This window comes from Sphingomonas sp. 320_CC, from assembly GCF_059691795.1.
The window spans coordinates 463,125-476,838 of sequence record NZ_JCAWAE010000004.1 but is presented as its reverse complement, the minus strand read 5'-3'; the positions used below and the strand labels follow the sequence as shown (position 1 = coordinate 476,838).

The window sequence follows — 13,714 nt, the reverse complement described above, 5'->3', positions numbered from 1 at the left end:
TTAGATACGACTCAACCAAGGAGAATTCACGATGGCGACCAAGCAGATTACCGATGCCAGCTTCGATGCGGACGTACTGAACGCCGACGGCCCCGTGCTCGTCGATTTCTGGGCGGAATGGTGCGGCCCGTGCAAGATGATCGGGCCGTCGCTCGAGGAAATCTCGGAAGAGCTCGGCGAGAAGGTCACGATCGCCAAGCTCAACATCGATGAAAACCCCGACGCGCCGGGCAAGTACGGCGTCCGCGGCATCCCGACGATGATCCTGTTCAAGGGCGGCGCACCGGCTGCAACCAAGGTCGGCGCCGAGCCCAAGGGCCGGCTGAAGGCTTGGCTCGAAGGCGAACTGGCCTGATGCTACTGACGGCGCTGTTGCTTCTGGTGGCAGCGCCGTCATCGTCTGACCTATATAAGTCAGACGCGTTCGAGATAGCGCGTCAACGCCAAGACCAAGCTGCCATGACCCGAGCTTGTAGTCCGATGAAGTCGACTCGGACATACGAAGGCGTTTGGTACGACACGTTCGAAGGGCAGGAATTTTTTGACCGTGCGACGACGTTGGCAGTCAATCGCGCTTCGCATTCGAGTGTTTGGCTGGAGATAAACCGGAGGGAAGCGCTCGTCCGCGCCAATCCGCCGGGGCGCATTGCCGAGGTTATGACGCCGCATGCCTATCGGGTCCGGTTTGTGGGGGCCGAGACGCTGAACATGAATTGCACTGACCGCGACTCCTTCGGACAGTCGTCATGCTTTGGGCACGAAGGCGCCTTTCCAGGCATGGTAGTGGTCGAGAGGATTCTCGCGATCGACGCACTTTAGCCTGTTGTCGCGATCACGACCGATAATCGGCGTTGATCGAGATGTAGCCGTGCGTGAGGTCGCAGGTCCACACCGTGGCTTTGCCTTCGCCGAGCGCAAGATCGACCCCTATTTCGACCTCGTGGCCTTTCAGGTGCGCAGCTACCGGTGCTTCGTCGTAGCCGCTTAGCGCCAAGCCCCCCTCGGCAACCTGGGTATTTCCGAAGCGGATCGACAGCGTGTCGCGATCGGCTGGCTCGCCGGCCTTGCCGACCGCCATGACCACGCGCCCCCAGTTCGCGTCCTCTCCAGCAATGGCGGTCTTCACCAGCGGCGAGTTGGCGATGCTCATCGCAATGCGGTGTGCGCTGCGGTCGCTGTCGGCGCCGGTCACCTGGATCTCAATCAGCTTCTGTGCGCCCTCGCCATCGCGAACCACGAGCATAGCCAGTTGATGGCACAGGTCCGCCAGCGCCGCGCGGAAGGCGTCCGCCCCCACGCTGTCATCATCCGCGAGCCCAACGTTACCAGCCTTGCCCGTCGCGAACGCCAGCACCGTGTCGCTGGTCGATGTATCGCTGTCGACGGTGATGCACGAGAAGCTCGGCGCGTTCGCCTTCGACAGCGCGGCCTGCAGGAATTCCGGCTCGATCGCGGCGTCGGTGAAGATGAAGCCGAGCATCGTCGCCATGTCCGGCGCGATCATCCCAGAACCCTTGATGATCCCCACCAGCGAGACGGTGCGGTCGCCGATGACCGCCGTCGTTACCGCGCCCTTGGTGAAGGTGTCGGTCGTCATGATCGTCGCGGCGGCATCCTCCCACCCGCACGGCGCGGCGGCGAACGCAGCGTCGAGCCCGGCCTCGGCTTTGTCGATCGGCAACGGCACGCCGATCACGCCCGTTGAGGACACGAACACGTCCGAAGGCTGGCACCCGAGATGCGCCGCCGTCCGTGCCGCGATCGCCTCGACTGCGGCTCGACCACGCGATCCGGTGAACGCGTTCGAATTGCCCGCATTCACGACCAGCGCCCGCGCCTGACCGAGCGTCAGTGCAGCGCGGCACCACTCCACCTCAGGCGAAGGGCATTTGCTCGTCGTGAGCACACCCGCAACCACCGTCCCCGGCTCCAGCGTCACGAACGTGAGGTCGCACCGATCCCACGCCTTGTATTGCGCGCGTGCGACATGCAGCGTGACTCCGTCGATCGCAGGCGCGGCGGGGAAGGGCAGGGCGAGGGGGGATGTGGACGTCGACATGGCCGCGACATAGGATGAAACCGGGCGGCCGTCATGGGGGAGTTGGTAATGCAAGTCGGGTTTTTGGCGGCATGCGTTTCGGTGCTGGTTTCTAGCGCGTCCTTTGGCGGAGGGCAGGCTACTGCACCGGTGCCGATCGATCCGGCGTCCTGGATATCCTACGAAGACTATCCGACATCGACGATCAAGGCGGGTGAGCACGGCACGGCGGGATATCGGATATCCGTCCGCGAGGATGGCAGCGTCTTGTCGTGCATCGTGATGTCGTCGTCGGGTGTGCCGGCCTTGGACCAGCAGACTTGCACTTCGCTCACGCATAGGGCCCGGTTCACCCCGGCAAACGACCAGGCAGGGCGTCCGCGGGCGGGCGAGTATGACGGCAAGGTTGTGTGGACCGTACCGCAAGCCGCGACCGAGGGGACGCCGACGATCTCGATGCGAGTGATGTTCACGACGGTGCTCGACGCTGATGGTGGTTTGGCGCGCTGTGGCCTGGTGATGCAGTCTCGAGAAAATCCTCCCCCTACGCAGGTCTGTCGGTCGATGCGTGAAACCGCCATGCGCAGCGGCATTGCCCACCGTGGGGATGCGCCGAACGGGGTAGTGTTGATCAATGAAACGACTACTGAATTTAATGGCAAGCCGGTCGAAGGCCGCGCGGCGGAAGGACTTACCGAGATCGGGCGGCGTACGGTGCGTTTTTACGTCGATGCAACGGGGCACGCTGTTGATTGCCACGAGCAGACATCCGGCGAGGTGTTCTTGAAATCACGGTCGCCATGCTCCGGCGACATGCGTTACCGGACCTTGGATGGCACCGCGGTCGAGATGGAGGGTGTTTTGATCGATCGGGCCGGGTGGCGACGTCTCCTTAACGCAGATGACGTATAGGTCTGTGGGTTCCGCAACCTGCCGGTGAGGTTTCGATTGGACGAGCGGTATGACACTCCCTATGTCCGGTCCCGCATGAACCTGCTGCTACTCCTCTCTGCCCTGCTCTCCGCGCTGACCGGTGCGGTGCCGGGTATGCGTGGGCAGTCCGCCCAGGCAGTGGTGCAAGGCAACGTCTGCTCGCAGTCGATAGCAGCAACGCCGGCCAAGGTCTTGATAAGGCCAGTATCAGGCCTTCCCACGCTGCTCCGGGTTGCGGTCGCTACCACGCTGCGCACCATCGCCATTGTCTCGCTTCCGCTATGGGCAGAGCGCCGCCGCGAATAGCGTCTTGGTGTGACCTTATCGTAACCTTTGGATCCGAGCGATCCGCTTCCGCGTGCGCCCACCGCGTGCCGCCGCGTCTCAAATTCAGGAAATCAGCCCATGTTCGGTGGCCTCGCCAAATCCTTGTTCGGTTCGTCCAACGACCGCTACGTCAAGTCGCTCAACCCGATCCTCGCCAAGATCGCCTCGTTCGAGCCGTCGCTCCAGGCGATGTCGGACGAGGAACTCTCCTCGCAGACCGTCAAGTTCCGCGCGCGGCTCGCCGACGGTGAGAAGCTCGACGACCTGCTCCCCGAGGCGTTCGCGACCGTCCGTGAAGCCGCGCACCGCGTACTCGGCCAGCGCCATTACGACGTGCAGATGGTCGGCGGCATCGTCCTCCACCGCGGCGAGATCGCCGAGATGCGGACCGGCGAGGGCAAGACGCTTGTCGCCACGCTCGCGACCTATCTCAACGCGCTCCCCGGCGACGGCGTCCACGTCGTCACCGTCAACGATTACCTCGCGGCGCGCGACGCGGAGTGGATGGGGCAGGTCTACACCTTCCTCGGCATGACGATCGGCGTCATCATCCCGAACCTGTCGGACGAGGAACGCCGCGCCGCCTACGCCGCCGACATCACCTACGGCACCAACAACGAGTTCGGCTTCGACTATCTCCGCGACAACATGAAGTACGAGCGTAGCGCGATGACGCAGCGCGCGTTCAACTTCGCGGTGGTCGACGAGGTCGATTCGGTGCTGATCGACGAGGCGCGCACGCCGCTGATCATCTCCGGCCCGACCGACGACAAGTCCGAGCTGTACATGCAGGTCGACGCGGTCGTGAAGCAGCTCGATCCCGCCGACTACGACAAGGACGAGAAGCAGAAGACGATCATCCTCACCGAGGACGGTACCGAGAAGGTCGAGCGGATGCTCGAGGCGGCCGGGCTGCTCGAGGGGCAGAACCTGTATGACTTCGAGAACACGCAGGTCGTGCACCACCTCAACCAGGCGTTGCGCGCGATCGTGATGTTCAAGTCGGACATCGACTACATCGTCAAGGACGGCAAGGTCATCATCATCGACGAGTTCACCGGCCGCATGATGGATGGCCGGCGCTGGTCGGACGGCCTGCATCAGGCGGTCGAGGCGAAGGAGGGCGTCCAGATCGAGCCCGAGAACCAGACGATGGCCTCGATCACCTTCCAGAATTACTTCCGCATGTACCCCAAGATCGGCGGCATGACCGGCACTGCGGCGACCGAGGCGGCCGAGTTCTACGACATCTACAAGATCAACGTCGTCAGCATCCCGACCAACGTCGAGGTCAAGCGCGTCGACGAGGAAGACGAGTTCTACAAGGACACCAAGGACAAGTTCGCGGCGATAGCCAAGAAGATCAAGCATCACGCCGACCTTGGCCAGCCGGTGCTGGTCGGCACGGTGTCGATCGAGAAGTCCGAGATGCTGAGCGAGTTCCTGGTCGGCGAGAACGTCGATCACAAGGTCCTCAACGCGCGCTTCCACGAGATGGAGGCGCACATCGTCGCGCAGGCCGGGCGCAAGTCCGCGGTGACGATCGCGACCAACATGGCGGGCCGCGGCACCGACATCAAACTCGGCGGCAACCTCGAATTCCGCATGCTCGACGAGCATCCGGAGCTGGTCGAAGGCACGCCCGAATATGACGAGGCGGCGGCGCGGATCACGATCGAGATCGAGGCCGAGAAGCAGGCGGTGCTCGCCGCGGGCGGGCTGTTCGTGCTCGGCACCGAGCGGCACGAGAGCCGGCGTATCGACAACCAGTTGCGCGGGCGTTCGGGTCGCCAGGGCGATCCGGGCCTGTCGCGCTTCTATCTCAGCCTCGACGACGATCTGCTGCGTATCTTCGGGCCGGACACGCTGTTCGCCAAGATGATGCGCAACAATATCGAGGACGGCGAGGCGATCGGCAGCAAGTGGTTGAGCAAGGCGATCGAGACCGCGCAGAAGAAGGTCGAGGCGCGCAACTACGACATCCGCAAGCAGGTCGTCGAATATGACGACGTGATGAACGAGCAACGCAAGGTCATCTACGAACAGCGCGCGGACATCATGGATGCCGATACGGTCGGCGACGTGGTGACCGACATGCGTGCGGAGACGGTCAACGTGATCGTCGGCGATGCGTGCCCGCCCAACTCGTATCCCGAGCAGTGGGACGTCGCGGGGATGAAGACGCGGCTTGCCGAGGTGATGAACCTCGAGCCGCCGATCGACGCGTGGCTGCTGGAGGAGTCGGTCGATCCCGAGGTGATCGAGGAGCGCGTCCGCGCGATGGCGGACGAGGCGATCGCACAGAAGTCGGCGGATCTCGATGCGGAGACGTGGACGTCGGTCGAGAAGTCGATCCTGTTGCAGAATCTCGACCATCACTGGAAGGAGCATCTGGCGACGCTCGATGCGCTGCGTCAGGTGGTGCATCTGCGTGCGTATGCGCAGAAGACGCCGATCAACGAGTATAAGCAGGAGGCGTTCTCGCTGTTCCAGCGGATGCTCGAAACGATCCGCGAGGACGTGACCAAGACGATCGCGCACGCGCAGTTCCAGATGCAGGCGCCGGTCGGGCTGCCCGAACTGCCGGACTTCATCACGACGCATTTCGACCCGTTCACGGGGGAGGATGATTCGAACGACTTCGATGCGGGGACGCGTGGTCACATCACTTCGACGATGCCGCCGTTGCAGATTCCTCAGCCGCAGGAGGCCGATATCGGCGAGGATCCTGCGAACTGGGAAGGTGTGGTCAGCCGCAATGCGCCTTGCCCTTGTGGGTCGGGGCGTAAGTACAAGCAGTGCCACGGGGCTGTTTGAGGGGCTGAGCTTTCCAGGCGTTACCACCCCGGCGGAGGCCGGGGCCCAATTGGTGAGGTCGAAGTAACGGAGCGCGTCCGTCGTTAGCGACGTCCCCCAATTGGACCCCGGCCTCCGCCGGGGTGGTGCAGTATGATGCGGCCTTTTGTTCTCCCGCGAAGGCGGGAGCCCAGGCTACCGGCGATGGCCTATGGGACTTTTGGGCCCTCGCCTTCGCGGGGGAACGGTAACCCCCGAGGAAAGGGACACGGAGCAACCCTCCTGACCGATCGTTAGGAACCCATGCGCCAAGCCACCACGATCCTAACCATCGACACCACCCGCCAAGGCCTCGTCGACGTCACCGACAAGATCGCCCGCTGGACCCGCGACCAACGCCTCACCGAAGGCCTGCTGACGGTATTCTGCCGGCATACGTCCGCGTCCCTCCTGATCCAGGAAAACGCGGCCCCCGAGGTGCGAACCGACCTCGAAGCCTATTTCGCCCGTATCGCGCCCGAATCGCGCGAGTATCTCCACGACGACGAAGGCCCGGACGACATGCCCGCGCACCTCCGCACCGCGCTCACCCAGGTCCAGCTGTCGATCCCGCTGATCGACGGCCGACTCGCGCTCGGCACATGGCAGGGCATCTATCTCTTCGAGCATCGCCGCCGCCCGCATCGTCGTACTTTGGCGCTGCACTTGATCGGCGTTTAGACGAAACGTGAAAAATGAGTCAGTAAGGTGGCGCATTGGAGCGAACCCGTTCATCAACCGTTCCACCACTGACGGCTAATAAGAGGCGTTTCGCCGCACTCGCCGCGAACGGAGACATACCATGTTCATGAAACCTGGTCGCAAGGTCGCATTGGCAGCGCTCGCAACGGGCGCTCTATTGCTGGCCGGTTGCGCGACCGAGACCACCTATCGGCCGGCGACGGGCCAGGGGTTCAGCCGCACCGGCTATAGCGACCGGCAGGTAGAGCCGGGCCGCTTCCTCGTCAGCTTCGCCGGTAACAGCGTGACGTCGCGTGATACCGTCGAGCGTTACCTGTTCTTCCGCGCGGCCGAACTGACGTTGCAGAACGGCTATGACTATTACCTGATGGCCGACCGCGACACCAACCTTCAGTCGCGGACCTATTCGACGCCGGGGATCGGTGGCGGGTTCGGCTATGGCGGCTTCGGCGGCTATTGGGGTCCGTCGTGGCGCTATTACGGTCGCGGCTTCGGCTGGCGCAACTGGAGCCCCTATGGCGGCTTCGGTGGTGGTTTCGGCGGCGGCTATGGCGGTTTCGGTGGTGGCCCATGGGGCAACGACCTCGATATCCGCACGATCGACCGGTATGAAGCGACTGCGGAGATCGTGATGCGCAAGGGCCCGATCCCGCGCGACAACATCCGCGCGTTCGATGCGCGGAAGGTTGTGGACAGCATCGGACCGAGTGTAGTGTTGCCGAAGTAAGCGTTACCTTCGAGATGCTAATAAGGCCGGGCTACCCCAGTGGTAGTCCGGCCTTTTTCGTATGTTGCTCCCTCTCCCCTTCGGGGAGAGGGCCGGGGTGAGGGGCAGTTGTAGAGCGCAGCGTTCGCGGCGCCCCCCACCCAACCCTCTCCCCGGAGGGGAGAGGGCTTAAGAAGCGGCCTTCGCCAGCCCCTTCGACAACTGCAACGCCCCGTGCAGCCGCGCCTTCGGATCGCCCCACGCGCGTTGCAGCACCAGCTTGCTGTCCGGCCGCAACCGCGCAACGCCATTAAGCCGCTCGACATACGCCAGCAGCTTGTCGATGTTCGGCGGCTTGTCGTCGTGGAACGAGACCAGCACGCCCTTCGGCCCGACGTCGATCTTCGAGACGCACGCGCGTTTCGCGTTCAGCTTGATTTCGATGACCTTGATCAGATTCTCGGTCGCATCCGGCAGCGGGCCGAAGCGATCGATCATCTCGGCGGCGAACGCCTCGATCTCCTGGCCCTCGTCGAGATCGTTGAGGCGACGATACAGCCCCATCCGCAGGTCGAGATCGGGTACGTAATCCTCCGGAATGAGGATCGGAGCGTCGACCGTGATTTGCGGCGAGAAATCGCGTGGCCGCGACGAGGTCATGCCGCCGGCCTTGGCGTCCATGATCGCCTCCTCCAGCATCGCCTGGTAGAGTTCGAACCCGACCTCCTTGATATGCCCGGTCTGCTCGTCGCCGAGCATGTTGCCAGCGCCGCGGATGTCGAGATCGTGGCTCGCCAGCTGGAAGCCAGCCCCGAGCGAATCGAGATCGGACAACACCTTCAGGCGCTTCTCGGCGGTAACTGTCATCTGTCGCTCGGGCGGCGTCACGAGATACGCGTAGGCGCGCGTCTTCGATCGTCCGACGCGCCCGCGCAACTGGTACAGCTGGGCGAGGCCGAAGCGGTCGGCGCGGTGGACGATCATCGTGTTGGCGGAGGCGATGTCGATCCCGCTCTCGATGATCGTCGTCGAGACGAGCACCTCGAACTTCTTGTCGTAGAACGCCGACATGCGCTCCTCGACCTCGGTCGGCGACATCTGCCCGTGCGCGACGACGAAGCGGATCTCGGGCACCTGTTCGCGCAGGAAATCCTCGATCTCGGGCAGGTCCGCGACGCGTGGCGTGACGACGAAGCTCTGCCCGCCACGGTAATGCTCGCGCAGCAGCGCCTCGCGCAGCACGACCGGATCGAACGGCATGATGTACGTCCGCACGGCGAGGCGATCGACCGGCGGGGTCTGGATCACCGACAGCTCGCGGATCCCCGACATCGCCATCTGCAGCGTGCGCGGGATCGGCGTCGCGGTCAGCGTCAGCATGTGGACGTCCGCCCGCAGCGCCTTCAGCCGCTCCTTGTGCGTCACGCCGAACCGCTGTTCCTCGTCGACCACGACCAGCCCCAATCGCTTGAAGTCGATATTCTTCGCCAGCAGCGCGTGGGTGCCGATGACGACGTCGATCGTGCCGTTCGCCAGCCCCTCCTTGGTCGCCTTCGCCTCGCTCGCGGTGACGAGCCGCGAGAGGCGACCCATGTTCATTGGGAAGCCTTCGAAGCGGGCGACGAAGTTGTTGTAATGCTGGCGCGCGAGCAATGTCGTCGGGCAGACGATAGCAACCTGCTTGCCGCCCATCGCCGCGACGAACGCCGCACGCAGCGCGACCTCGGTCTTGCCGAACCCGACGTCGCCGACGACCAAGCGGTCCATCGGCTTGCCCGCGGCGAGATCGCCGAGCACGTCCTCGATCGCGCGATCCTGGTCCTCGGTCTCCTCGTACGGGAAGCGGTCGACGAAGCTGGGGTAGCCGCTTGCATCGGGTTCGAGCACGTCGCCCGGATGCAGCGCGCGTTCGGCGGCGGTCGCGATGAGTTCGCCGGCGATCTCGCGGATCCGCTCCTTCATCTTCGACTTGCGACGCTGCCAGCCTTCGCCGCCGAGACGGTCGAGCGTCGCGCCTTCCTCGGACGAGCCGTAGCGCGATAGGACGTCGATGTTCTCGACCGGCACGTACAGCTTATCGCCGCCGGCATAGCTCAGCGCGACGCAATCATGCGGGCTCTGGCCGACCGGGATCGACGTCAGGCCCTCATAACGCCCGATGCCGTGCTCGGTATGGACGACGAGGTCGCCCGGCGTCAGCGTTGCCAGTTCGGCGAGGAACGCGTCGGCAGATTTCTTGCGCTTCTTGCGGTGGACGAGGCGGTCGCCGAGCATGTCCTGCTCGGTGAGCACCGCGGTCCCCGGCGCGGTGAAGCCGTGATCGAGCGGCAGGACGATCAGCGCGACGCCGAAGCTGCGCGCGGTGTCGGCGATGCCGAGCGCCTCCTGCCAAGTCTCGGCGTGCTTGCCGCCCTTCATGCCGTGGTCGGCAAGCAGGCTCCCCAGGCGTTCGCGTGCGCCGATCGAGTAGCTGGCGAGAATCGGCCTGCGACCTTGCTTCCGGAGCTTCTCGACGTGATCGGCGACGGCTTCGTAGATGTTCGCCTGCGCGCCGCGCTCGGGGCCGAAATCGCGCGGGCCGTCGACGTCGAAGTCGAGGACGGTGTCGCTCGGCGGTTCGTGGAATGGCGATGTGATGTGCGCGGCGAACGCCTCGACCCCGCCGGACCATTCCTGCGCGTCGAGATAGAGCGCCTTGGCGGGCATCGGGCGGTAGCTGCCGGGCTGGGCGGCTTCGGCGCGCTTGCGGTTCTCGTAATAGTCGGCGATCGATTCGAGGCGGCTCTCCACCGCCGCGGCGACGCCGTTGTCGCGCACGACTACGTCGTTGGCGCCGAGATGGTCGAACAGTGTCGCCATCTTCTCCTCGAACAGCGGCAGCCAATGCTCCATGCCCGCGATCCGCCGGCCTTCGGAGATCGCCTGATACATCGGATCGCCGGTCGCGGTCGCGCCGAACGCGTCGCGGTAGCGGGTGCGGAAGCGCTTGATGGAGTCCTCGTCAAGCAGCGCTTCGGACGCGGGGAGCAGGACGAAGCCGTCGATCCGGCCGGTGGTGCGCTGGTCCGCCGCGTCGAACGTGCGGACGCTCTCGATCTCGTCGCCGAAGAAATCGAGGCGCAGCGCGTGGTCCTCGCCCGACGGGTAAAGATCGACGATCCCGCCGCGAACCGCATATTCGCCCTGGTCGTGGACGGTGTCGGTGCGGACATAGCCGTTCGCCTGGAGCAGCATGGCCAGCTTGTCGCGACCGATCCGTTCGCCGGGGGCGAGCCTCGCGACGAGCTGGCGGATGCGGAACGGGGTGAGGACGCGCTGCGTCGCGGCGTTGGCGGTGGTGAGGAGGAGCTGCGGACCCTTTGGCTTGCCCTGGAGGCGTTGGAGCGCGGCGACACGCTCGGCCATGATGCGCAGCGTCGGCGAGGCGCGGTCGTAGGGGAGGCAGTCCCAAGCGGGGAAGCTCAGCACTTCGAGATCGGGCGCGAAATACGCCGCGGTCGAGGCAACCGCGCGCATCGCCGCATCGTCCGGCGCGATGAACACCGCGCGCGTTTTCGCGGCGCGGGCGAGGTCGGCCAGCAGCGACGGCTGGAAGCCGGACGGCACGCCCGAGAGGATCAGCGGGGTTTTCGCGGAGAGGATCGTCTTGAGGTCTGGCATTCGAACTCCCCCCTCCCTGGAAGGGAGGGGCTGGGGGTGGGTTGGTATGGGGCGCGTGTCACGGCCGCCAAGCGGCCGACTCACCCCCGACCCCTCCCTTCCAGGGAGGGGCGCAGAGGATTACTTCACGACCGTCACGTAGTTGATGTCGCGCATCGCCTGCATCATCGGGCCGTCCCACTCGGGTGGGCACGGAATCGAGCCGATCGCCCAGCCCATGATGTCGACGTCCTGTTCCTCCAGCAGCGCCTCGAACCAGTCGAGCTCTTCCGGCGTCCACGTCCGGCCATAGGTCGCGAAGAAGCCGCCGATCATCATGTCGGCCTCGCGCGTGCCGCGGTGCGAGCTGCGAAAGCCCAGGCGCTTGAGGCGGGTCTCGTGGTCCATTTCGAACTCCAAACACGAAGAGCCGGCGACCGCTGGCGGCGGCCGTCGGCTAGGCTATAGAGGCCAGATAGTCATGCGACCCGAAATCCTCAATCCGCTGTTCGCCGAAACCCTCGTCCTGAAGGGGGTAGGGCCCGCGCTCGCCAAGCCGCTCGACCGGCTCGGACTCGCGCGCGTCGTCGATGTCGCTTTCCATCTGCCGACCGGCTACGTCGATCGCCTGCCACGCACCGAACTGATGTCGAGCGATGCGGGGCGGATCATCACGATCACGCTGACTCCGCGCGACTACAGGATCAGTGCGGGGCGGGGGCCTACGCGGGTGCAGGCGACCGACGAGCTCGGCAACTACGTCAGCCTCGTCTTCTTCGGCGGCAGTTCGGGCTGGGCGAAGAAGCTGCTGCCGATCGGCGAGGCCAAGCGGATCTCGGGGCGGCTCGACGAGTACGGGCAGGAATTGCAGATCGTCCATCCCGACATCGTCGAGCCGGACGAGGAGTTGCGCGAGCGCGAGCCGATCTATCCGCTGTCGGAAGGTCTCACGTCGCGGCGGCTGGCGGCACTGACCACGCAGGCGGTCGCGCGCGCGCCGGACCTGCCCGAGTGGATCGAGCCGGGGCTGAAGGCGAAACGCGAATGGCCCGGCTGGCACGAATCGCTGGAACGTATCCACGCCGACCCTTCGGACGCGAAGGCGCGCGAACGGCTGGCGTATGACGAGGTGTTCGCGAACCAGCTCGCGATGACGATCGTCCGTGCGGATACCCGCAAGCGCCGAGGCCGCGCGTTGCAAGGCGACGGGCGGCTGCGCGAGATGCTGAAGCTGCCCTACACGCTGACCGGCGCGCAATCGCGGACGGTCGGCGAGATCGAGGGCGACCTTGCGCAGACCGCGCCGATGCTGCGGCTGCTGCAGGGCGATGTCGGCTCGGGCAAGACGCTGGTCGCGGCGATGGCGATGCTGATCGCGGTCGAGGCGGGCGCACAGGCGGCAATGCTTGCGCCGACCGAGATCCTCGCGCGCCAGCATTACGAGACGCTCCGGAAAACGCTCGCCGGCCTGCCGATCGAGATCGGCGTGCTCACCGGTCGCGACAAGGGGCGCGTGCGCGAGGCGACGCTGATGGCGCTGGCGAGTGGCGAGATCGACATCCTCGTCGGCACGCACGCGATCTTCCAGGACGCGGTCGGCTACAAGGACCTGGGGCTCGTGGTGGTCGACGAGCAGCACCGCTTCGGCGTCGCGCAACGCATGACGTTGCAGGCGAAGGGCGTCGCGCCCCCGCATCTGCTGGCAATGACCGCAACGCCGATCCCGCGCACGCTGACGCTCGCGCAATACGGCGAGATGGATGTCAGCCGGCTTGACGAGATGCCGCCCGGCCGCCAGCCGATCGAGACGCGCGTGATCTCCGAAGACCGCCTCGACGACGTGGTCAATGCGCTCGGCCGACACCTCGCGGACGGCGGGCAGGCCTACTGGGTGTGCCCGCTGGTCGAGGAGAGCGAGAAGAGCGACCTCGCCGCCGCCGAGATGCGTGCGGAAACGCTGCGCGCCCGCTTCGGCGACAAGGTGGCGCTCGTCCACGGCCGCATGAAGCCGGCCGAGAAGGACGCGGTGATGGCCGAGTTCTCCGCCGCGCGCACGTCCGTCCTCGTCGCGACGACGGTGATCGAGGTCGGCGTCGACGTCCCCAACGCGACGCTGATCGTGATCGAGCACGCCGATCGCTTCGGCCTCGCGCAGCTCCATCAGCTCCGCGGGCGTGTAGGCCGCGGCACCGGGCGGTCGATCTGCCTGCTGATGCGCGGGTCGTCGCTCAGCGAGACGTCCCGCGCGCGTCTCGCCCTGATGCGCGAGACCAACGACGGCTTCCGCATCGCCGAGGAGGACCTGCGGCTCCGCGGCGCAGGCGAGTTGCTCGGCACGAAACAGTCGGGTGAGATGGCGTTCCGGCTCGCGACGCCGGACATGATGGCCGACCTGCTGCAATGCGCGCACGACGACGCGCGCCTGCTGATCGATCGTGATGGCGGACTGGAGGGGCCGCGAGGGCAGGCGGCTAGGACCGCGCTCTATCTGTTCGATCGCGATGCCGGCGTGGCGTTGCTCCGCTCCGGCTGAG

At 65.5% G+C, this 13,714-nt stretch carries 11 protein-coding genes; 8 read left to right on the top strand and 3 right to left on the bottom strand.

Going from position 1 to position 13,714, the window contains the following annotated elements:
• Positions 1–31 precede the first annotated feature (31 nt).
• Together trxA and AC59GX_RS17825 are read left to right on the top strand one after the other, a co-directional pair.
• Entirely contained in the window at positions 32–355 is a 324-nt protein-coding gene (trxA, locus tag AC59GX_RS17830; RefSeq protein ID WP_055877560.1) for a thioredoxin TrxA, read from the top strand.
• A 125-nt stretch (positions 356–480) separates the two neighbouring features.
• Positions 481–819: a hypothetical protein gene (locus tag AC59GX_RS17825; RefSeq protein ID WP_426281998.1), complete on the top strand. Its 339-nt coding sequence runs from the start codon at positions 481–483 to the stop codon at positions 817–819.
• A 13-nt stretch (positions 820–832) separates the two neighbouring features.
• Here AC59GX_RS17825 and argJ read toward each other — a convergent pair whose 3' ends face one another.
• Positions 833–2,059, bottom strand: a complete 1,227-nt coding sequence (gene argJ, locus AC59GX_RS17820; RefSeq protein WP_426281999.1) for a bifunctional glutamate N-acetyltransferase/amino-acid acetyltransferase ArgJ — start codon at positions 2,057–2,059, stop codon at positions 833–835.
• A 48-nt stretch (positions 2,060–2,107) separates the two neighbouring features.
• Here argJ and AC59GX_RS17815 point away from each other — a divergent pair, with 48 nt between their 5' ends.
• The 5 genes from AC59GX_RS17815 to AC59GX_RS17795 all read left to right on the top strand — a co-directional run bounded on the left by AC59GX_RS17815 (position 2,108) and on the right by AC59GX_RS17795 (position 7,562).
• Positions 2,108–2,950 (top strand): energy transducer TonB, encoded by an 843-nt coding sequence (locus AC59GX_RS17815; RefSeq protein WP_497302124.1) that lies wholly within the window; start codon positions 2,108–2,110, stop codon positions 2,948–2,950.
• Positions 2,951–3,025: 75 nt separating this feature from the next.
• Complete coding sequence (locus tag AC59GX_RS17810; RefSeq protein WP_132739803.1) at positions 3,026–3,277, top strand: hypothetical protein; 252 nt, start codon at positions 3,026–3,028, stop codon at positions 3,275–3,277.
• Between the two features lie 99 nt (positions 3,278–3,376).
• Positions 3,377–6,115, top strand: coding sequence for a preprotein translocase subunit SecA (gene secA, locus AC59GX_RS17805; RefSeq protein WP_426282001.1), 2,739 nt, complete (start codon positions 3,377–3,379; stop codon positions 6,113–6,115).
• Positions 6,116–6,397: 282 nt separating this feature from the next.
• Entirely contained in the window at positions 6,398–6,814 is a 417-nt protein-coding gene (locus tag AC59GX_RS17800) for a secondary thiamine-phosphate synthase enzyme YjbQ (protein ID WP_426282003.1), read from the top strand.
• Between the two features lie 127 nt (positions 6,815–6,941).
• A complete protein-coding gene (locus AC59GX_RS17795) occupies positions 6,942–7,562 on the top strand; it encodes a CC0125/CC1285 family lipoprotein (RefSeq protein ID WP_426282437.1) in 621 nt (206 codons plus the stop codon).
• 168 nt (positions 7,563–7,730) lie between these two features.
• On the opposite strand, the gene mfd is transcribed toward AC59GX_RS17795, so the two are convergent.
• Together mfd and AC59GX_RS17785 are read right to left on the bottom strand one after the other, a co-directional pair.
• Positions 7,731–11,201, bottom strand: a complete 3,471-nt coding sequence (gene mfd, locus AC59GX_RS17790) for a transcription-repair coupling factor (RefSeq protein WP_426282004.1) — start codon at positions 11,199–11,201, stop codon at positions 7,731–7,733.
• A 120-nt stretch (positions 11,202–11,321) separates the two neighbouring features.
• Complete coding sequence (locus tag AC59GX_RS17785; RefSeq protein ID WP_426282005.1) at positions 11,322–11,588, bottom strand: FAD assembly factor SdhE; 267 nt, start codon at positions 11,586–11,588, stop codon at positions 11,322–11,324.
• A 73-nt stretch (positions 11,589–11,661) separates the two neighbouring features.
• On the opposite strand from AC59GX_RS17785, the gene recG reads away from it, so the two are divergent.
• Positions 11,662–13,713, top strand: a complete 2,052-nt coding sequence (gene recG / locus AC59GX_RS17780) for an ATP-dependent DNA helicase RecG (RefSeq protein WP_426282006.1) — start codon at positions 11,662–11,664, stop codon at positions 13,711–13,713.
• The last annotated feature ends 1 nt before the right edge of the window (position 13,714 follow it).